Source organism: Dactylosporangium sp. CA-092794, from assembly GCF_050948465.1.
Classification (GTDB): domain Bacteria; phylum Actinomycetota; class Actinomycetes; order Mycobacteriales; family Micromonosporaceae; genus Dactylosporangium.
Genome location: NZ_CP192044.1, coordinates 11,751,753 through 11,771,438, shown reverse-complemented (window position 1 = coordinate 11,771,438; position 19,686 = coordinate 11,751,753). Strand labels below are relative to the sequence as shown.

General features: G+C 71.2%; 17 protein-coding genes and 1 pseudogene. 10 read left to right on the top strand and 8 right to left on the bottom strand.

The window, feature by feature from the left end:
- Nucleotides 1-124 precede the first annotated feature (124 nt).
- Entirely contained in the window at nucleotides 125-1,843 is a 1,719-nt protein-coding gene (locus ACQPXD_RS50980) for a hypothetical protein (RefSeq protein WP_432831557.1), read from the top strand.
- A gap of 153 nt (nucleotides 1,844-1,996) precedes the next feature.
- On the top strand, nucleotides 1,997-4,477 hold the full coding sequence (locus tag ACQPXD_RS50975) for a bifunctional FO biosynthesis protein CofGH (RefSeq protein ID WP_432844262.1): 2,481 nt from the start codon (nucleotides 1,997-1,999) through the stop codon (nucleotides 4,475-4,477).
- Between the two features lie 962 nt (nucleotides 4,478-5,439).
- Here the strand turns inward: ACQPXD_RS50975 and ACQPXD_RS50970 are convergent.
- Entirely contained in the window at nucleotides 5,440-5,889 is a 450-nt protein-coding gene (locus ACQPXD_RS50970; protein ID WP_432831555.1) for a metallopeptidase family protein, read from the bottom strand.
- Between the two features lie 118 nt (nucleotides 5,890-6,007).
- Here ACQPXD_RS50970 and ACQPXD_RS50965 point away from each other — a divergent pair, with 118 nt between their 5' ends.
- Complete coding sequence (locus tag ACQPXD_RS50965; RefSeq protein WP_345134832.1) at nucleotides 6,008-6,361, top strand: DUF3499 domain-containing protein; 354 nt, start codon at nucleotides 6,008-6,010, stop codon at nucleotides 6,359-6,361.
- A gap of 71 nt (nucleotides 6,362-6,432) precedes the next feature.
- Here ACQPXD_RS50965 and ACQPXD_RS50960 read toward each other — a convergent pair whose 3' ends face one another.
- A complete protein-coding gene (locus tag ACQPXD_RS50960; RefSeq protein ID WP_033364663.1) occupies nucleotides 6,433-6,690 on the bottom strand; it encodes a WhiB family transcriptional regulator in 258 nt (85 codons plus the stop codon).
- A 378-nt stretch (nucleotides 6,691-7,068) separates the two neighbouring features.
- Here ACQPXD_RS50960 and ACQPXD_RS50955 point away from each other — a divergent pair, with 378 nt between their 5' ends.
- Nucleotides 7,069-7,596: a signal peptidase I gene (locus ACQPXD_RS50955; RefSeq protein WP_432831552.1), complete on the top strand. Its 528-nt coding sequence runs from the start codon at nucleotides 7,069-7,071 to the stop codon at nucleotides 7,594-7,596.
- Between the two features lie 342 nt (nucleotides 7,597-7,938).
- Here ACQPXD_RS50955 and ACQPXD_RS50950 read toward each other — a convergent pair whose 3' ends face one another.
- Genes ACQPXD_RS50950 through ACQPXD_RS50935 form a run of 4 tightly spaced genes read right to left on the bottom strand, consistent with a single transcriptional unit; the run spans nucleotide 7,939 to nucleotide 11,736 of the window.
- A complete protein-coding gene (locus ACQPXD_RS50950) occupies nucleotides 7,939-9,285 on the bottom strand; it encodes an NAD(P)/FAD-dependent oxidoreductase (RefSeq protein WP_432831550.1) in 1,347 nt (448 codons plus the stop codon).
- The gene (locus ACQPXD_RS50945) at nucleotides 9,285-9,872 is read right to left on the bottom strand and encodes a pyridoxamine 5'-phosphate oxidase family protein (protein ID WP_432831548.1); all 588 of its coding nucleotides are present in this window, start codon (nucleotides 9,870-9,872) and stop codon (nucleotides 9,285-9,287) included. Before ACQPXD_RS50945 ends, ACQPXD_RS50950 begins: the two co-directional genes overlap by 1 nt.
- The gene (locus ACQPXD_RS50940; protein WP_432844260.1) at nucleotides 9,857-11,239 is read right to left on the bottom strand and encodes an aspartate aminotransferase family protein; all 1,383 of its coding nucleotides are present in this window, start codon (nucleotides 11,237-11,239) and stop codon (nucleotides 9,857-9,859) included. The genes ACQPXD_RS50945 and ACQPXD_RS50940 overlap by 16 nt, the downstream gene beginning before the upstream one ends.
- Nucleotides 11,236-11,736: an Lrp/AsnC family transcriptional regulator gene (locus ACQPXD_RS50935; RefSeq protein WP_432831545.1), complete on the bottom strand. Its 501-nt coding sequence runs from the start codon at nucleotides 11,734-11,736 to the stop codon at nucleotides 11,236-11,238. Before ACQPXD_RS50935 ends, ACQPXD_RS50940 begins: the two co-directional genes overlap by 4 nt.
- A gap of 248 nt (nucleotides 11,737-11,984) precedes the next feature.
- On the opposite strand from ACQPXD_RS50935, the gene ACQPXD_RS50930 reads away from it, so the two are divergent.
- The 6 genes and pseudogenes from ACQPXD_RS50930 to ACQPXD_RS50905 form a co-directional block, all read left to right on the top strand.
- Complete coding sequence (locus ACQPXD_RS50930) at nucleotides 11,985-13,223, top strand: extracellular solute-binding protein (protein ID WP_432831543.1); 1,239 nt, start codon at nucleotides 11,985-11,987, stop codon at nucleotides 13,221-13,223.
- A gap of 3 nt (nucleotides 13,224-13,226) precedes the next feature.
- Nucleotides 13,227-14,372: an ABC transporter ATP-binding protein gene (locus ACQPXD_RS50925; RefSeq protein WP_432831541.1), complete on the top strand. Its 1,146-nt coding sequence runs from the start codon at nucleotides 13,227-13,229 to the stop codon at nucleotides 14,370-14,372.
- Nucleotides 14,373-14,481: 109 nt separating this feature from the next.
- Entirely contained in the window at nucleotides 14,482-15,390 is a 909-nt protein-coding gene (locus ACQPXD_RS50920; RefSeq protein ID WP_432831539.1) for an ABC transporter permease, read from the top strand.
- Nucleotides 15,390-16,193 (top strand): ABC transporter permease, encoded by an 804-nt coding sequence (locus ACQPXD_RS50915; RefSeq protein ID WP_432831537.1) that lies wholly within the window; start codon nucleotides 15,390-15,392, stop codon nucleotides 16,191-16,193. The genes ACQPXD_RS50920 and ACQPXD_RS50915 overlap by 1 nt, the downstream gene beginning before the upstream one ends.
- A gap of 4 nt (nucleotides 16,194-16,197) precedes the next feature.
- Nucleotides 16,198-17,403 (top strand): saccharopine dehydrogenase family protein, encoded by a 1,206-nt coding sequence (locus tag ACQPXD_RS50910; protein ID WP_432831535.1) that lies wholly within the window; start codon nucleotides 16,198-16,200, stop codon nucleotides 17,401-17,403.
- A gap of 1 nt (nucleotide 17,404) precedes the next feature.
- A pseudogene (locus ACQPXD_RS50905) lies at nucleotides 17,405-17,611 on the top strand (arginase family protein); the annotation flags it as partial.
- A gap of 110 nt (nucleotides 17,612-17,721) precedes the next feature.
- On the opposite strand, the gene ACQPXD_RS50900 reads toward ACQPXD_RS50905, so the two are convergent.
- Both ACQPXD_RS50900 and ACQPXD_RS50895 read right to left on the bottom strand, forming a co-directional pair.
- Nucleotides 17,722-19,182 (bottom strand): FAD-binding oxidoreductase, encoded by a 1,461-nt coding sequence (locus tag ACQPXD_RS50900; protein WP_432831533.1) that lies wholly within the window; start codon nucleotides 19,180-19,182, stop codon nucleotides 17,722-17,724.
- A 135-nt stretch (nucleotides 19,183-19,317) separates the two neighbouring features.
- Complete coding sequence (locus tag ACQPXD_RS50895) at nucleotides 19,318-19,686, bottom strand: DUF779 domain-containing protein (protein WP_432831532.1); 369 nt, start codon at nucleotides 19,684-19,686, stop codon at nucleotides 19,318-19,320.

Here is a 19,686-nt window from a genome sequence, read left to right as displayed (position 1 = left end):
CTCAATCCTGCCGCACCGCCGTCACGGCCCCGTGCCGGGTCGCTCGCTCACGCACAACTCGCCTTCTCGGACTAGGCTGCTGGGCGATGTTGCACGGACCATCGACTCCTCCTCGGGAGAGCCAGTGAGCACGCAGCCACCCGATCCGGCCCAGACCGGGGCGTATCCGACGCCCCCGGCCGCGGCGCCGTACTCGAACCCCGGCCCGGCGACCCAGGCCGTCCCGGTCGCCGGTCCCGCGCAGCAGAATCCGTATCAGCAGCCCCAGCCTCAGCCGGCGCCCGCCCCGCTGGACGTGAAGAAGGCCCGCGGGCTGATCGGGCCCTACCGCGAGCTGGCCGCCTTCGCCCTGCTCGGCGCCGCCGCGATCTTCCTGCTGGCCGGCCTGCTCGAGCTGCTCAGCGGGCTGTTCAACGACTTCCTGGCCAGCGCGTCCGGGTCGTTCGGCTCGTTCGTCGGCTTCGAGATCATCGTGCTGCCGATCCTCGCGGTCCTGATCGCCACGCAGCTGGACCCGGTCACCGCCCGGGCGCGGACCGTCGTCGTCGGGGCCCTGGTGGAGTATGCCGTGGCCGCCGTCATCGGCATCGTGCTGCTGCTCGCCGGGCTCATCGGCGACCTGCAGAGCAACAACCTGCCGATCGGCTACGGCTTCGCCTACTTCCTGGAGCACCTCGCCGGGCTCGGACTGCTCGGCCTCGGGCTGTTCCTGACCGCGCGGATCTACCTCGGCGGCTACTCGGCGCCCAAGCCGCAGCCGGTGCCGTACGGCCAGCCCGGCTACGGCTATCCGGCCGGCTACGGCTACCCGCAGCAGCCGTATGCGCAGCAGACCGGCTACGTCACCACCGCCGGCGTGCAGCCGACCGCCGCACAGGCGCAGGCCTACCAGGCATACGTCCAGCAGCAGCAACAGCAGCCGGCCACCGGCGGGTGGACGCAGCCGGCCACCGGCGGCATCCCCGCGGTGAACCCGGCGGCGCCCGGGGTGATCGCCGGCGCGGCCGCGGGCTACCCGGCCCAGCCCCAGCCGGGCGCGGCGCAGCCCACGGGCTCGTTCGGCGTGCCCGGCTACGCCCAGCCGGCCTCCGGCGCCCCGGCGCCCGGCGTGGCCGCCGCGACCGGTGCGCCGGCCGCGCCGACCTCGGGCGGGTACCCGGCCCCCGGCTACGCCGTCCCCGGCAGCGCGCCCGGCTACGCCGCACCCACCTCGGCGGCGCCAAGCTACGGCGCACCGGCGACTCCGCCGGCCTCCGCGCAGCCGGTCTCCGCGGCGCCGGCCTCCGCGCCGCCGCTGAGCTCGCCGTTCGCGGCCTACACCGCGCCGGCCCCGACGCCGGTCGTCGACGAGCCGGTCTCCGCGTCGCCCGCGGACGGCGGGCCGTCGACGCCGCCGGGCGGGTTCGCCGCGGCGGGCTGGCCGGGCGGCGCCTCGACCCAGCCGCCGGCGTCCGCGGGCCTGTCCCCGGCCCAGCCCTTCGAGGAGGGCACCGCGGTGTTGTCACCCGCGCAGCCGGAGGGCACGGCCGGGCTCTCTGCGGCTCAGCCCTTCGAGGAGGGCACCGCGGTGTTGTCACCGGCACAGCCGGAGGGCACCGCCGGGCTCTCTCCGGCGCAGCCTGACGGCACGGCGGGGCTTTCGCCGGCGCAGCCCGATGGGACCGCGGGGCTTTCGCCCGCTCAGCCCGACGAGGAAGGCACCGCGGTGCTGTCGCCGGCCGATCCGGACGCTACGCAGGCCGCTCCGGTGGTGCCGCCGGCCGACCCGGACGCCACGACCGTCCTGCGCCCGGGTGACAAGGGCGACGACGGCGACGAGACGCAGCGCACCCAGGCCATCTAGGCCCTGACGCGGCGGTTGCGGTGCCGGACCGGTGCCGCGACCGCCCGGCCGACGACGGGCGGAAGTCACACGGCGGACACGCGTTGTTTTGCTTGACGGCGGCCTAGGCTGCAAGGCGTGACGTCTGAAGGCAGAGGTACCGAAGGCAATGCCATGCGCCGGGCGCTCCGCCGGGCCGCGGACGGCCGGACGCTCGACGCGACCGAGGCGGCCGTCCTGCTGACCGCCCGCGGGGCCGCCCTCGACGAGCTGCTCGGCATCGCCGGCGCGGTTCGCGACGCGGGGCTCGCCGACGCCGGCCGCCCGGGCATCATCACCTTCTCGAAGAAGGTCTTCATCCCGCTCACCCGGCTGTGCCGGGACCGCTGCCACTACTGCACGTTCGCGACCGTGCCGCACCGGCTGCCCAGCGAGTATCTCGAGATCGAAGAGGTGCTCGAGATCGCCCGCGAGGGCGCCCGGCAGGGCTGCAAGGAGGCGCTGTTCACCCTCGGCGACCGGCCCGAGGAGCGCTGGCCGCAGGCGAAGCGCTGGCTCGACGAGCGCGGCTACGACTCGACCCTGTCGTATCTGCGCGCCTGCGCCGTCGCGGTGCTGGAGGAGACCGGCCTGCTGCCGCACCTCAACCCGGGCGTGCTGTCCTGGGCGGAGCTGCAGCGGCTCAAGCCGGTCGCGCCGAGCATGGGCATGATGCTGGAGACCACCGCGACCCGCCTGTGGTCGGAGCCGGGCGGCCCGCACTTCGGCTCGCCGGACAAGGAGCCGGCCGTGCGGCTGCGGGTGCTCGAGGACGCCGGCCGGGTCGGCGTGCCGTTCACCACCGGCATCCTGATCGGCATCGGCGAGACCCACGACGAACGGGCCGAGTCCCTGTTCGCGATCCGGCGGACGATGCGGGAGTACGCCCACATCCAGGAAGTCATCGTGCAGAACTTCCGCGCCAAGCCCGACACCGCGATGCGCGGCATGCCCGACGCCGAGCTGCAGGACCTCGCGGCCACGATCGCGGTGGCCCGGCTGGTCCTGGGCCCGAAGGCGCGGATCCAGGCACCGCCGAACCTCATCGACGAGGAGTACACCCTCCTCATCCGCGCCGGCATCGACGACTGGGGCGGCGTGTCGCCCGTGACGCCGGACCACGTGAACCCCGAACGCCCCTGGCCCGCCCTCGACGAGCTGGCCGAACGAACCAAAGCCGCCGGTTTTGTACTGCGCGAGCGCCTGACGATCTACCCCGAGTACGCCAAGCGCGGCGTGCCGTGGCTGGACGCCCGGCTGGTGGCGCACGTCGAGGCGCTGATGGAGCGGGACACCGGCCTGGCCGACGAGAGCGCGATGCCGGCCGGGCTGCCCTGGCAGGAGCCCGACGGCGGATACGAGGACAGCGGCCGCACCGACCTGCACGCCGCCATCGACACCGAAGGGCGCACCGAGGACCGGCGCGGGGACTTCGACACGGTGTACGGCGACTGGAACGAGGTCGCCACCCGGGTCACGCACAGCGCACCGGAGCGGCTCGACAGCGACGTCCACAGTGGACTCTCGATGGCCGCGAGCGACCCCGCCCGGCTGCTGCTGCCCGAGCACTCCGCGGCCGCCCTCGCCCTGTTCAACGCCGACGGCCCCGCCCTGGAGGAGCTCGTCCGGATCGCCGACGACCTGCGCCGCGACGCGGTCGGCGACGACATCACCTACGTCATCAACCGCAACATCAACTTCTCCAACGTCTGCTACGTCGGCTGCCGCTTCTGCGCCTTCGCCCAGCGCGAGCGCGACGCGGACGCCTACCGGCTCTCCTACGAGCAGGTCGCCGACCGCGCCGAGGAGGCCTGGCAGTCCGGCGCGACCGAGGTCTGCATGCAGGGCGGCATCGACCCGAAGCTACCGGTGGGGGCCTACGCCGAGCTGGTCCGCGCGGTGAAGAACCGGGTGCCCGGCATGCACGTGCACGCCTTCAGCCCGATGGAGGTCGTGACCGCGGCCGCGAAGGCCGGCGTGCCGATCCGCGACTGGCTGACCCAGCTCAAGGAGGCCGGCCTCGACACGATCCCCGGCACGGCGGCCGAGATCCTCGACGACGAGGTCCGCTGGGTCCTCACCAAGGGCAAGCTGCCGACGTCGGCGTGGGTGGAGGTGGTCACCGCCGCGCACGAGCTGGGCATCCGATCCAGTTCGACGATGATGTACGGCCACGTCGACCACCCCGGCCACTGGCTCGGCCACTTCCGGGTGCTCGCCGGCATCCAGGACCGCACGGGCGGCTTCACCGAGTTTGTGGCCCTGCCCTTCGTCCACCACAGCGCGCCCATCTACCTCGCCGGCATCGCCCGCCCCGGCCCGACCTGGCGCGACAACCGCGCGGTGCACGCCATGGCCCGCGTCCTGCTGCACGGCCGCATCGCCAACATCCAGTGCTCCTGGGTCAAACTCGGCGACGAGGGCACGGCCACGATGCTCCGCGGCGGCGCGAACGACCTCGGCGGGACGCTGATGGAGGAGACGATCTCGCGGATGGCCGGCTCCGAACACGGCTCCGCCCGCACCCGCGAGGAACTGGAGTCCATCGGCGCGGCGGCCGGCCGCCCGGTCCGCCAGCGAACCACCGTCTACGGCCACGTCCCGGCCCGCACCTGACCCGCCCTCCGCCTTCCTCCCGCCCCCTCCGGCCCGGCCCCCGCCGCTCCGGCCCCCGCCGCTCCGGCCCCCGCCCGTCCAACCCCCAGCCCTCCAACCCCCAGCCCCTTCCGCCGCGCCGCTGCCCTGCCCCGCGCTTCCCGTCACGTCGGCGGCCGGGCGCTGTTGTGCTCCTGTCGGCGGCCGGACCCGCCGCTTTCGGCGCGTCGGCGGTCTGACCTCGCTGTTCCTGGCAGGTCGGTGGTCTGAAGCCGTTGCTCCCGGCCGGGTGGCGGCTTGGCCTCGCTGCTCCCGGTCCCGTCGCGTCGAGGCCTGGCTCGGGGCGCGGGTGTTGGCTGCTGGTGGAGCGGCTGTGGGGCGTCGGCACCGCGGATATGTCGGCCGCTCCGCGACCGACATATCCGACATTTCGGTTATGCGCCGACTACGCGGTGCTTGCGCTCTGCCGCCCTGCTGCGTTGCTGGGCCGCCGGCGTGGATGTCGCTGGTTTGGCCTCCTGCCGGCGGGTGCTGGCGGGCGTCGTCGGAGCGGCGTGACCATAAGTCTCCGGGATCATGCGGGAGGAGTCGGCTGCACCACGAGTTTTTCATGATCACGGAGTGGTGATGTACTCATAGGTACCTTTTGTCTCCGTGATCACGGGAAAGCGTTGGTGTCGTGGCTGGGCGTGCATGATCGCGGAGAGTTTGTGACTGTCGTGGCGGGGTGGGCGGGGCGCCGTGGCCGAAGGTGATCTAGCGACGAAAAGTCCAGACACTTCGTGTCCGGACTTTTCGGACTTATGCCCCGTCAGGCGATAAATCCGATAAGTCGTGGCGCGGAGCGCCCGACTTATCGGTTGGGCTTGGCACAGCGGGCATGGCGGGGGGAGCGCCAAGGCTCGACCGGTTCGGTTGGCTTCGCGAGAGCCGGCCCTGACCGGGGACTGGTGGGAGCGGCGGGCTGAAAGGGGCGTGGGTGCTCAGGAGTCGAGGTCGTCGGGGGAGACGCCGAGGAGGTTCGCGACCTGCTCGATGATCACGTCGTGGACCAGGTCGGCCAGGTCGTCGTGGTCGGCGGCGCGGAACTCCAAGGGGCGGCGGTAGAGCACGATCCGCGGCGGCACGCCGTGGCGGCCCGGGCGGCCGGGGAGCAGGCGGGCCAGGGGGACCTCGCCGTCCTCCAGGACATCCGAGTCGTAGACGTTGAGGTCGGGTGGGACGTCCTCGACCGCGAACTCCACGCCGGCCAGCTCCTGGGAGAAGCGCTGCTCCAGTTGCTCGACCGAATCCAGGACCAGGTCGTCGAACATCTCCGCGCGGGTGCGGGACATCGGCAGCGACGCTGGGACCAGGCGGCCGCGCAGGCCACGGCCGTGCCGGTCTCGGCCGCGCCGGCCCGGTCCACTACGTCGTCGGTCTGGGCTCGCCACGATGTCAGCGTAGCGCCAGCCAACCCTATCGCCCGCGCGAGCGTGTCGGCGTGGTCACCCCGGCGTGTCGCGGGGCTTCCGGGACGGCGCGGAGGCCCTGGGGAGATACCGTTCGGCCGTGAGGACCCCACGTCGATGCTCGCGCAACGGTTGCCCCCGACCCCCCGTTGCGACGTTGACGTACGTTTATGCCGAATCGACGGCAGTTGTCGGTCCGCTGGCCGCGTTCGCCGAGCCGCACTCCTACGATCTTTGCGAATCGCACGCTCGCGGGCTGACCGCGCCGCGGGGTTGGGATCTGGTACGGCACGAGGGCGAGTACGGCCCGCCCCCGCCGACGAACGACGACCTGGTCGCGCTCGCCGAGGCCGTGCGCGAGGCGGCGCGGCCGGCGCCGCGGCGCGAGGAGCCCGATCAGCAGCACCCGCTGGGCCGGCGGGGGCACCTGCGCGTCATTCCTCCCGACGCATAACCATCAATGCCATGAAAAGGGCGCCGACCCCCATTTCGGATGCCGGCGCCCTAATTCAAAATCCCGATCTGCTAAGCGGCCCGTCGTTTGAGCTTGCGACGCTCGCGTTCCGAGAGCCCACCCCAAATTCCGAAGCGCTCGTCGTGCCCCAGCGCGTACTCCAGGCAGTCCGCCCGCACCTCGCAGCGCGAGCAGATGCGCTTGGCCTCGCGCGTCGACCCGCCCTTCTCCGGGAAGAAAGCCTCCGGGTCGGTCTGCGAACACAGAGCGCGTTCTTGCCACTCCGGAGCGTTACCCAGCAGGTCGGCCACGACTGGTCGGCCGTCCATCAGCGTGCCTCCTTCTTGCGCGCCGGCGTCAATGCCGGCGCAACCCCCCACGCGGAAGGCGCATGTCCTACAAGGTTGCTGTACCTCGGCGCGGTGTTCCTTATGTCCGCTTGGTAGCAACTTGCCACCCACCCCGCGAACATCCCCCGTGAAATTACACGCGTGTAATGCGTGCGTCGTCAAGCCGAACCTGATAAATAGGCCCGCTCGGGCGATCGCTCGTACCCCCGTGCCGTACCCATACCGACGCAGCCCCACTCCAGGTAACGGCCGACACGCGGGACGCGCCGGAAGAGTCCCGGCGAGTTTGCTCAACCCGCCCCTGGCCTGGCCGAACAGCGCCGATGTGCGGCAAAAGCTGAGATCCGGGGCCGGTTCGTGATCGGCCGGCTACTCCTGGGCGCCGTCGTCTCCGCCGTCCTCTTCACCGTCGGCATCGCGGGCCTGGGCTGGAAGCCCTACGTGGTCACGTCCGAGTCGATGGCGCCGTCGATGCACGCGGGCGACCTCATCTTCGTCGATCCGCACGCGGAGTCGGTGATGCTGTACGAAATCGTGACGTACACCGATGCGCGCGGGCCGATCACACACCGCGTGGTGTCCCAGGCCGCGGACGGCGCCCTGACCGTCAAGGGCGACGCCAACGCGCAACCCGATCCGGCGCCGGTGGACCGCAGGCGCGTGGTCGGCCCGGTACGCCTGACCTTGCCGCACCTCGGCTGGCCCGTCGTGCAGATCCGGACGCACCCGGTGCGCGTGGCGTCGGGCGCGCTGATTCTGGCGCTGCTGTTTCCGGGGCGACGAGTGTTGGGTTTATTGGTACTGGGCGGTCTGGTCGCCGCGCTGGCCATGGTCCCCACCACGGGAGCGGCGCTCCTCGACGCGGTCGCGGCGGTGAGCCCCTGAGCGGCTCGGCGACGAGGCCAGCAGAGTCGGCACGAAGAACGACTCATCGCCTGTCAGGGTATAAATCCGAAAAGTCCGGACACGGAGTGTCTGGACTTTTCGTCCGAAACGCCTCTGGGCTGTCGATCGGCCTGCGGCGCCGGTTGTCGATCGGCCCGCGGCGCCTGGTGGCATGCGCCGACGGCGCACAGTGCTAACGGTTCCAGACGGCGCACAGTGCTAACGGTTCCAGACGGCGCACAGTGCTAACGGTTCCAGACGGCGCACAGTGCTAACGGTTCCAGACGGCGCACAGTGCTAACGGTTCCAGACGGCGCAACGGTCGGGCGCCCAGGAACAGGGTCAGGCGCCCAGGAAGCGGGACAAGAACGCGGCGCGGCGGGAAGGGCGGCCGGTGCGGGCCTCGGTGGCGTCCGCGGCGGTCATCAGCCGCAGGCTCGCGTTCACCCCGAGCCAGCGCAGCGGCTCCGGCTCCCACGGCGGCGACCGATGCCCCACCCACGGCAGCCCGGCCAGCGAGCTGTCCGTCCCCAGGATCAGGTCGGCCAGCGTGCGGCCGGCCAGGTTCGTGGTGCTGACGCCGTCGCCGACGTAGCCGCCCGCCCAGGCCAGCCCGGTCGCCCGGTCCAGGCCGACCGAGGCCATCCAGTCCCGGGCGATGCCCAGCGGGCCGCCCCAGCTGTAGGCGACCGGCACCTCGCCCAGGGCCGGGAACAGCTCGCCCAGCACCCGGCGGAGTTCGGCGAAGACGCGCGGGTCGCGGTCGAAGGACTCCTCGATCGCCGAGCCGTAGTGGTAGGGCGCGCCGCGGCCGCCGAAGGCCAGGCGGTCGTCGGCGGTGCGCTGGCCGTAGATGATGAGGTGCCGGTGGTCGGAGAAGGTCTCGCGGTGGGCCAGGCCGGCCTCGGCCCAGAAGGACGCGGGCAGCGGCTCGGTGGCGATCATCAGCGAGTACACCGGCGCGATCGCCCGGCGCAGCCCGGGTAGCCGGGGCGTGAAGCCCTCGGTGGCGCGGACCACGATCGGGGCGCGGACGGCGCCGTGCGGCGTCTCGGCGCGGCCCGGGGCGATGCGGGTGACCGGGGTCTGCTCGTAGATGCGCACGCCGTGCCGTTCGGCGGCCGCGGCCAGGCCGCGGGCGAGCTTCGCGGGCTGGATGGCGGCGCAGTGCGGGGTGTAGGTGCCGCCGAGAACGCCGGTGGCGCCGACCCGCTCGCTTGCCTCCTCGGCGGAGAGGAGCCGCACGTCGATGCCGTAGCCGGCGGCCTCCTCCGCCTCGTGCCGGGCCCGGGCCAGCTGGGCCTCGGTGCGGGCCAGCACGACCGTGCCGCCCTTGGCGTAGTCGCAGTCGATGCCCTCGGCCGCGGCGACCCGGCCGACCTCGTCCACGGAGGCCTCCATGGCGGCGTTGAGGGCGAGGGCGGGCTCCCGGCCGTAGGAGCGCTCCAGCGCGGACACCGACTTGGGGAACAGCGCGGAGCACCAGCCGCCGTTGCGGCCGCTGGCGCCGAAGCCGGCGGTGCGCGCCTCGAGCACCGTGACGCGCAGCGACGGGTCGGCGCGGGCCAGGTAGTAGGCGGTCCACAGGCCGGTGTACCCGGCGCCGACGACGCACACGTCGGCCTCGGCGTCGCCGGGCAGCGGCGGGCGCGCGGCGAGCTCCGGTAGTACCGACATCCAGAAGCTCATCAAGCCTCGCCCTCGATGAACGCCTCGCGAACCGTGCGGATCGGGATGACGCCGGTCGGCGGGGACCAGCCCGCGTCGTCCGGCGACGTCTCGGGCCAGCCGTCGCTCACCTTCAGCGACCACTCGGAAAGCGGCAGCGCCAGCACGAGCGTCGCGGCCAGCTCCTTGCGCGACGGCGGGCGGATCAGCGCCCACCGGCCCGGCACCAGGTGTTCGCTGATCGCGCGCAGCGCCGGCACCTGATCCTCCACGACCGTGCACGTGCCGAGGATCATCGCCGAGCGGTACCGCATGGAAGCCTCGAACGCGCTGCGGGCCAGGATCAGCCCGTCGATCAGCGTCACCGACAGGCAGCAGGGCGCGCCGCCGGCGAGGTGGCGGAACAGGCGGCTGCCGGTGGAGCCGTGGAAGAGCACCGTGTCGCCGGCGCGGGCGTAGGCGACGGGGATGGCGTACGGCTGGCCCTCGTGCGCGAACGCGACGTGGGCGGCCAGGCCCGCGTCGAGCACGGCGTGCAGCGCCTCGCGCTCGCGGACCGCCTTGTCGGGCAGCCGGCGGATCCGCGTGCGCTCTACAGGCGCGCCCATGCCTCGGTCAGGACCGCGCGCAGGATCTGCTCGATCTCGGCGAAGTGGGACTCGTCGCAGATCAGCGGCGGGGCCAGCTGGATCACCGGGTCGCCGCGGTCGTCGGCCCGGCAGTACAGCCCGGCGTCGAACAGCGCCTTGGACAGGAAGCCGCGCAGCAGGGCCTCGGACTCGGCGTCGTCGAAGGTCTCCTTGGTCGCCTTGTCCTTGACCAGCTCGATGCCGAAGAAGTAGCCGTCGCCGCGCACGTCGCCGACGATGGGCAGGTCGTAGAGGCGTTCGAGGTACGAGCGGAACAGTGGCGAGTTGGCGCGCACGTGGGCGTTGAGTCCCTCGCGCTCGAAGATGTCGAGGTTGGCCAGGGCCACCGCGGAGCCGACCGGGTGCCCGCCGTAGGTGATGCCGTGCGCGAACCAGCTCTTGCCTTCCAGGAACGGCTCGGCCAGCCGCTCGGCGGCGAGCATCGCGCCGAGCGGCACGTAGCCGCTGGTGAGGCCCTTCGCGCAGGTGATGATGTCGGGCTGGTAGCCGTAGCGGGTGGCGCCGAAGTACTCACCGAGCCGGCCGAACGCGCAGATCACCTCGTCGGAGACGAGCAGCACGTCGTAGCGGTCGCAGATGGCCCGGACCCGCTCGAAGTAGCCGGGCGGGGGCGGGAAGCAGCCGCCCGCGTTCTGCACCGGCTCGAGGTACACCGCGGCCACGGTGTCGGGCCCCTCGAACTCGATCGCCTCGGCGATGCGGTCCGCGGCCCAGACCCCGAACTGCTCCGGCGTCATGGACTCGTCGGGGCGGCGGTAGTAGTTGGTGTTGGGCACCCGGAACGCGCCCGGCACCAGCGGCTCGAAGTCCTGCTTGAGGACCGGGATGCCGGTGATCGACAGGGCGCCCATCGAGGTGCCGTGGTAGGCGATCGCGCGGGACAGCACCTTGGTCTTCAGCGGCTTGCCGGTGCGCTTGAAGTACGAGCGGGCGAGCTTCCACGCGCTCTCCACCGCCTCGGAGCCGCCGGTGGTGAAGAAGACCCGGTTGAGCTCGCCCGGTGCGAGGCCGGCCAGCCGGTCGGCCAGCTCGATCGCCTTCGGGTGGGCATACGACCACAGCGGGAAGTAGGCGAGCTCCGAGGCCTGCTTGGCGGCCGCGTCGGCGAGCTCCTGCCGGCCGTGGCCGGTCTGCACGACGAAGAGCCCGGACAAGCCGTCGAGGTAGCGGCGGCCGTTGCTGTCGTAGACGTATGCCCCGTCGCCGCGCACGATCACCGGCACCGGCGTCTCCGCGTAGGCGGACAGGCGGGTGAAGTGCATCCACAGGTGCTCGCGCGCCGCCGCGTCGAGTGTGGCGGCGTCGGGTTGCTGGTCGATGTTCATCGGGTCCCCCACGCGTAGGTCTGCTTGGCGAGCTTGAGGTAGACGAAGGTCTCCGTGGCGGTCACGCCGGGGATGCTCCGCACCGTGTCGTTGATGAGGTCCAGGAGGTGCTCGTCGTCGGTGCACACGAGCTCGGCGAGCAGGTCGTAGCCGCCCGCGCAGATGACCACGTAGTCGATCTCCGGCACCGCGGCGAGGGCCTTGGCGACCGGCCGGATGTCTCCCTCGACCTTGATCCCGATCATCACCTGGCGGGCGAAGCCCAGCGTGAGGGGATCGGTGACGGCCACGATCTGCATGACGCCGGTGTCCAGCAGCCGCTGCACCCGCTGCCGGACGGCGGCCTCCGACAAGCCTACGACCTTGGCCAGCGCGGCATAGGACATGCGACCATCGCGCTGGAGTTGTTCGATGATGCGCTTGTTGACGTCGTCGAGGACGGGCTCGGTCACGTGTGGATTCTTACCCAGTACCGGGCCGATGGCAACTAATTCCATGGCTGGTCAACGAGAGATCTGCGGATTCGTTAGGGATGCCGCCGGACTCGAAACCGTGGCAGACTGACGGCCCGTGTTTCGGTGAGGTGACGACGGTAACCCCCGGTTGATTGCATAGCGCTTTTCGTTGTGCTGCCCGATCGTGACAACGGAATCCCTTGTGAGTGATGGCACCTCGTGTCAGGATCAGTCGTCGGTCACCGCCCCCCAGAAGTGTCGACCGGCCATCGAGATCCGTAGGAGCCCCCGTGCGAAACCCCTCTCGCCCGCCGCTCTCTGCCGAAGCGCAGGCGGTTCTGCGTGCCACCGGCCTGTCGCGCCGGACCCTCATGCGCGGCCTGCTGGCCGGCGGTGCGCTGGCCGTGAGCGGCGGTGCTCTCGCCGCGTGCGGCACGCCGCCCGCGAAGAAGACAGAGTCGGAGAAGGCAGCGTGTGTCGGTGCCGACGCGTCGGCGACCGAAAAGAAGATCAACTTCTCCAACTGGCCGCTGTACATCGACGTCGACGAGAACGACGACAAGAAGCGCCCCTCGCTGGATGCGTTCACGGCCAAGACCGGCATCGCCGTGACGTACACCGAGGACATCAACGACAACAACGAGTTCTTCGGCAAGGTCCGCAACCAGCTGCAGTCGTGCCAGTCGATCGACCGCGACATCATGGTCCTGACCGACTGGATGGCCTCTCGGGTGGTCGGCCTCGGCTGGGTGCAGCCCTTCGACAACGCCAAGACCCCGAACTTCACCAAGAACGTCCTGGCCACCCTGCGCAACCGGCCCTGGGACAAGGACATGACCCACGCCGCGCCGTGGCAGTCGGGCCTCACCGGCATCGCCTACAACGGCAAGGTGACCAAGGAGGTCCGCACCATCGACGAGCTGCTGACCCGCCCGGACCTCAAGGGCAAGGTCGCGGTGCTCACCGAGATGCGCGACACCGTCGGCCTGGTGCTGCTGTCGATGGGCAAGGACCCGGCCACCGTCACCGACGCCGACTACGACGCGGCGCTGGAGAAGATCAAGAAGGCGGTCGACTCCGGCCAGATCCGCAAGTTCACCGGCAACGACTACAAGGAAGACCTCGCCAAGGGCGACCTGGCGGCGTGCATCGCCTGGTCCGGCGACGTCATCCAGCTCGCCGCCGAGGAGGGCTCGCAGGTCGCGTTCGTCACGCCGGAGGAGGGCCTGATGCTCTGGTCCGACAACATGATGATCCCGGCCCCGGCGACCCACAAGTCCAACGTCGAGCAGCTCATCGACTACTACTACGACCCGGCCGTCGCCGCGCAGGTGGCCGCGTCGGTGAACTACATCTGCCCGGTCCAGGGCGCGCAGGACGCCATGCAGAAGATCGACCCCGATCTCGCCACCAACCCGCTGATCTTCCCCGACGCGGCGACGCTGGCCAAGACGCACGCGTTCCGGGCGCTGACCGAGGACGAGGACAAGAAGTACGCGGCCAAGTTCGAGACGGTCCGGGGAGCCTGATCGATGACCGAGCAGCCACCCGGTGCCAGCGGCGCCGACCTCAACCTGATCGGCGTCACCAAGCGGTTCGGGGCCTTCACCGCGGTCGACGACCTGACCCTCACCGTGCCCCGGGGTTCGTTCTTCGCCCTGCTCGGCGCGTCCGGGTGCGGCAAGACGACCACCTTGCGGATGATCGCCGGCCTCGAAGAGCCGACGGCCGGCCGGGTGCTGCTCGGTGATCGCGACGTGACGACACTGCGGCCCTACAAGCGCCCGGTGAACACCGTCTTCCAGAGCTACGCGCTCTTCCCGCACCTGTCGATCGCCGACAACGTGGCGTTCGGGCTGCGCCGGCGCGGCGTGAAGCACTACCGCGACCAGGTGGAAGCGATGCTCCACCTGGTCGAGATGGACGGCTTCGGCAAGCGCCGCCCGGCCCAGCTCTCCGGCGGCCAGCAGCAGCGCGTCGCGCTGGCCCGCGCCCTGATCAACCACCCGCAGGTGCTGCTGCTCGACGAGCCGCTGGGCGCGCTCGACCTCAAGCTGCGCCGGCAGATGCAGGTCGAGCTCAAGCGCATCCAGACCGAGGTCGGCATCACCTTCGTGCACGTCACCCACGACCAGGAGGAGGCCATGACCATGGCCGACACGGTCGCGGTGATGAACGCGGGGAAGATCGAGCAGCTCGGCGCGCCGGTGGAGATGTACGACTTCCCGGGTACGGCCTTCGTCGCCAACTTCCTCGGCCAGTCCAACCTGCTCGCCGCCGACGTGCGCGGCCGCTCCGGCGACGACCTGCTCGTCGAGGCCTACGGCGGCCGCTACACGGTCCCCGCGGCACGGGCCCGGGCCACCGAGGGCACCGTCTGGCTGGGGGTACGCCCGGAGAAGATGCACCTCACCACCGAGCAGGCGCCCGACGGTCACCAGTCGGTGCGCGGCATCGTGACCGACTCCTCCTACACCGGGGTCAGCACGCAGTATCTGGTCCGCGCCCCGTGGGGCGAGGAGCTCTCGGTCTTCGTGCCCAACTCCGGCGTCGCCGCCCCGCTCGCCGTGGCCAGCGAGGTCACCGTGTTCTGGCGGCCCGACCACGCGTTCCTGCTGCCCCGCCCGGCCGGCGAGACGCACGCCCCGGTGGTCGACCCGGAGGAGGTCGCCGCGTGAGCTCTTGGCACCGCGGAGTCGCAGGGAGGCGCGCCAGCGCCGAGCGAGTCATGCGGGAGCAACGGTCTGTGAGTGACGCGGACCCGAGCCCTGGAAAAAAGGTGGCAGCATGAGCGCCCTCGGGCATGTCGGGGCGGGCGCCGGCACCGCGGCGCCGGTCGAGCTCAGCAAGCCCCGGAGGAAGTGGCTGCCGTATCTGCTGTTGCTGCCCGGCGGCCTGTGGCTGATCCTGTTCTTCGCGGTGCCGTGCGTGCAGCTGCTGGCCACCAGCCTCTACGACCCGAGCGGGTCGCTGGAGGACGGCTACGTGATGACCTGGCACGTCGCCAACTACTCCGACACGGTCTCGCAGTATCTGCCGCAGTTCGGCCGCTCGATCGGCTACGCCGCGCTCACCACGGTCTTCTCGCTGATCCTGGGCTACCCGCTGGCCTACGCGATCGCGCTGAAGTCCGGGCGGTTCAAGAACATCCTGCTCATCTGCGTGATCGCGCCGTTCTTCACCAGCTTCCTGATCCGCACGCTGGCCTGGAAGGTCATCCTGTCCGACAACGGCACCGTCGTGTCCGTGCTCAACGCGCTGCACGTGCCGCTGCCCGACGGCCGGCTGCTCGCGACCACCCCCGCCGTGATCGCCGGCCTGGTGTACAACTTCCTGCCCTTCATGGTCCTGCCGCTCTACGCCAGCCTGGAGAAGCTCGACCCGCGCCTGATCGAGGCCGCCGGGGACCTCTACGCCCGGCCGGTCGCCCGGTTCACCCGGGTCGTGCTGCCGCTGTCCATGCCCGGCGTGGTGGCCGGCACGCTGCTCACCTTCATCCCGGCCGCCGGCGACTACATCAACGCGGAGCTGCTCGGGACCAGCCGGCAGTACATGATCGGCAACGTCATCCAGTCGAAGTTCCTCAAGGTCACCGATTACCCCGCCGCCGCGGCCCTGTCGTTCACCCTGATGGCGGCGATCCTGGTGCTGGTCTTCGTCTACGTCCGGCGGGCCGGAACGGATGAGGTGCTGTGATGGCCCACCGCCTGCGCCGGTTCGTCGCCGACCACTGGGTCCTGGCGATCGGGCTCATCGTGCTGCTGTACCTCTTCGTGCCGATCGGCGTCGTGGGCGCCATGTCCTTCCGCGACGCCGGCCACAACGCCCCCTACACACTGGACAACTTCAAGTTCACCTGGGACAACTGGACCCACCCGTTCGGCGTGGCCGGCATCCAGGACGCGTTCCTGCTCAGCATCACCATCGCGCTCGTCGCCACCGCCGGCGCGACCGTGCTCGGCACGCTGATGTCCTTCGCGCTGGCCCGGCACTCCTTCCGCGGCCGGGGCGCGACCAACACGCTGATCTTCCTGCCGATGGCGACGCCCGAGATCGTGATGGGCTCATCCTTGCTGGCGCTGTTCGTCGCTTCCGGGGTACCGCTGGGATTCTGGACGGTCGTCATCGCGCACGTCATGTTCTGCCTGTCGTTCGTGGTCGTCACGGTCAAGGCGCGCCTGGCCGGCCTCGACCCGCGGCTGCAGGAGGCGGCGATGGACCTCTACGCCGACGAGCGGCAGACCTTCATCCGGGTCACGCTCCCGCTGGTGATGCCCGGCATCGTGGCCGCCGCGCTGCTGTCGTTCTCGCTGTCCTTCGACGACTTCATCGTCACGAACTTCAACTCCGGTACCGTCGTCACGTTCCCGATGTTCGTCTGGGGCGCCTCGCAGCGGGGCATCCCGGCCCAGATCAACGTGATCGGCACGGCGATGTTCCTCGTCTCGTTCCTGATCGTGCTCGTCGGGCAGCTACCCCGCCTGCGCCGGAAGGCCTGAACCCATGCGACTGCTCATCGTCGGCGCGGGCGGCGTCGGCACCGCCGCCGTGCGCATCGCGGCCCGCCGCGCGTTCTTCGAGCACTGCGTCGTCGCCGACTACGACCTCGCCAAGGCCGAGGCGGCGGTGTCCGGAGTGGACGATCCCCGGTTCTCGGCGGTACTCCTGGACGCCTCCGACACCGCGGCGGTGGCCGAGCTGTGCCGCGCCGGCCGGATCACCCACGTGCTCAACGCCGTCGATCCCCGGTTCGTCATGCCGGTGTACGACGGCGCCTTCGCCGCCGGCGCGCACTACCTGGACATGGCGATGTCGCTGTCCCGGCCGCACCCCGAGCGCCCCTACGAGAAGACCGGCGTCATGCTCGGCGACGAGCAGTTCGCCGTCGCCGACCGGTGGGCGGCGGCGAACCGGCTGGCCCTGGTCGGCATGGGCGTGGAGCCCGGGCTGTCCGACGTGTTCGCCCGCTACGCCGCCGACGCCCTGTTCGCCGAGGTCCACGACGTGGGCATCCGCGACGGCTCCGACCTGGTGGTGGAGGGCTACGAGTTCGCACCGTCATTCTCGATCTGGACCACGATCGAGGAGTGCCTCAACCCGCCCGTCATCTATGAGAAGAACCGGGGTTGGTACGTCACGAGGCCGTTCTCCGAGCCCGAGACCTTCGACTTCCCGGCCGGCATCGGCCCGGTGGAATGCGTCAATGTCGAGCACGAGGAGGTCCTGCTCATCCCGCGCTGGATCGACGTGCGGCGGGTGACGTTCAAGTACGGCCTGGGCAACGAGTTCATCGAGGTCCTCAAGACCATCCACAAGCTGGGCCTGGACTCGACGCGGAAGGTCCGCGTCGGCGGCGTGGAGGTCGCCCCGCGGGACGTGGTGGCCGCCTGCCTGCCCGACCCGGCCACGCTCGGCGACCGCATGCACGGCCGCACCTGCGCCGGCACCTACGTCACCGGCCTGGGCCGCGACGGCCGCCCCCGGGCCACGTACCTCTACCACGTCGTGGACAACGCGTGGACGATGCGGGAGTACGGCTCCCAGGCCGTGGTCTGGCAGACGGCGATCAATCCGGTCGTGGCGCTGGAGCTGCTCGCCGCCGGCACCTGGTCCGGCGCCGGCGTCCTCGGCCCCGAGGCCCTGCCGCCCAAGCCGTTCCTGGACCTGCTCACCGAGTACGGCTCGCCGTGGGGTATGCAGGAGCTGTGACCCGGTCGTCCTCGGCGGCGACCACACGATCGCCTGGCCCGACGCCACCGGCCGGGCGCGCAAGCACGGGTACGGCCGCGTGTCGATGGTCCACTTCGCCGCCCACGCCGACACCGGCGACGTGGAGTTCGGCTCCCTGATCGAGTCCGGCGCGCTGCGCGGCGACCGTTTCCTGCAGATTGGCCTGCGCGGCTATTGGCCCGGCCCGGCCAACCGCGTCGTCCTGGAGTCGCTCTCCGCCATCGCCAGGCGCCGCCCCTTGCTGGCCGATCGCTGACTTCCACTTCCCGAACGAAAATCACGACGCCTGCGGCGTCATTATTTTTCGGACTTTTCGCCCGACGGGGTATTGGCCGGCTTGATGTTGTTGTTCAGGCGGAAGCGGTTTTCGGGGTCGAACTCCCGCTTGATGCGGGCGAGCCGGTCGAGGTTCTCGCCGAACGCGGCGCGGGTGCCCGCGCTGTCCAGGTCCTGGTCGCCGCTGAAGTTGAGGTAGGTGCCGGCCGCCGAGGGCAGGTCGCTCACCTCGTGGAAGGCGTCCCGTACCCACCCCACGTTGGCCTCGGTGTCGGCGGCCTCGGTCCAGTTGCCGTCGATGCTCACCAGGTAGGCCGCGCTCCGGTCGCCGAAGGCGGTGTCGTGGATCCCGGCCCGCCCCACGGCGCCGCCCATCTGGGGCACGTGGACCAGGGTGCGGGGGTGCGGCCGCGAGAGCCCCCGGTCGAGGACCACGTCGAGCGCGTCGTCGCCGAGCTCGCGCAGGTTCACCGATTTCCAGTAGCTGATCAGCTGCCCCTTCGGGAACATCCAGTCCAGGAGCCGCTGCACGTCCCGGAACGGCATGGGTCCGCTGAGGTCGGCGAGCGGAGTACCGAACCCGCCGAGCGGCCGGAGGATCGGCACGGCGTCTTCGGGCGGACCCGCGTACACGGCCGCGGTGAGGAGCACGTCCCGGTCGTGCACCGCCGGCGGCAGCAGCGGCGAGGCCGGCATCGACCAGAACATGGCCCGGCTGGTGACCTCGTCCGGCAGGCCGGCCGTCCAGGCCCGCCAGGCCGGCAGGACCTCCGGCGCGTCGGACGCGGCATACATCACGACCGCGTTCATGACGATGGGCCCGACCGGGTGGGCCCGGAACTCGAAGGCGGTGACGACGCCGAAGTTGCCACCGCCGCCGCGCAGCGCCCAGAAGAGATCCTCGTGCTCGGTCTCGCTGGCCCGCAGGAGCCGCCCATCGGCCGTGACGATCTCGGCGGCGGTGAGGTTGTCGCAGGTCAGGCCGTACTTCCGGTGCAGCCACCCCAGACCGCCGCCGAGCGTCAGGCCGGCGACGCCCGTCGTCGACACGACGCCGCCGGGGACGGCCAGGCCGAACACCTGGGCCTCCCGGTCGACGTCTCCCCAGGTCGCGCCGCCCTCGACGCGGACGAGCCGCTCGGCGGGGTTCACCCAGACGCCCCGCATCGCCGAGAGGTCGATCATCATGGCGTCGTCGCAGATGCTGTGACCCGCGATCCCGTGGCCGCCGGCGCGCACCGCGACCAGCAGGTCGCGCTCGCGGGCGAGGTTCACCGCGTCGATCACGTCCGCCGGTCCCGAGCACCGGGCGATGAGCCCGGGGTGCCGGTCGAACATGCCGTTGTACACCAGCCGGCTCTCCTCGTAGCCGGGATCGTGCGGCGTGATGAGCGGGCCGCGGAAGGTGGCGCGGAGCGCATCGAGCCGTTCGTCGGTGACCGCGGTTTCGCCGCCGTCGCGCGTGCGGAGCCTGACTGTCATCGCTGGGCCTCCGGCCGGTCGAGTCCGTCGTGGCACCATCACCCGCGATCGCGGCCTTAAACTTCGGATTTTCCTCCTGACAGGGTATAAATCTGATAAGTCCGGACACGAAGTGTCCGGACTTATCGCTGGTCGCTAGCCAAATGCGGCCTGCTCCTGCGGCGTCAGCAGGCGGGAACGGATCAGGAAGCGCACGCCCTCCGGGGCCTCCAGGGAGAAGCCGCTGCCGCGGCCGGACACCACATCCACCGTGAGGTGCGTGTGCGACCACCGCTCGAACTGCGACCGCGACATCCAGAAGGTCACCGGCTCGGCGACGCCCTCGACGGACAGCGACGCCAGCAGCACGTCGCCGCTGCCGGTGCGGAACTCGCCCTCGGGGTAGCACATCGGCGAGCTGCCGTCGCAGCAGCCGCCCGACTGATGGAACATCAGCGGTCCGTGGGTGCCCCGCAGCGACCGGATCACCTCGGCCGCCGCGGGGGTCACTGCCACCCGGTCCAT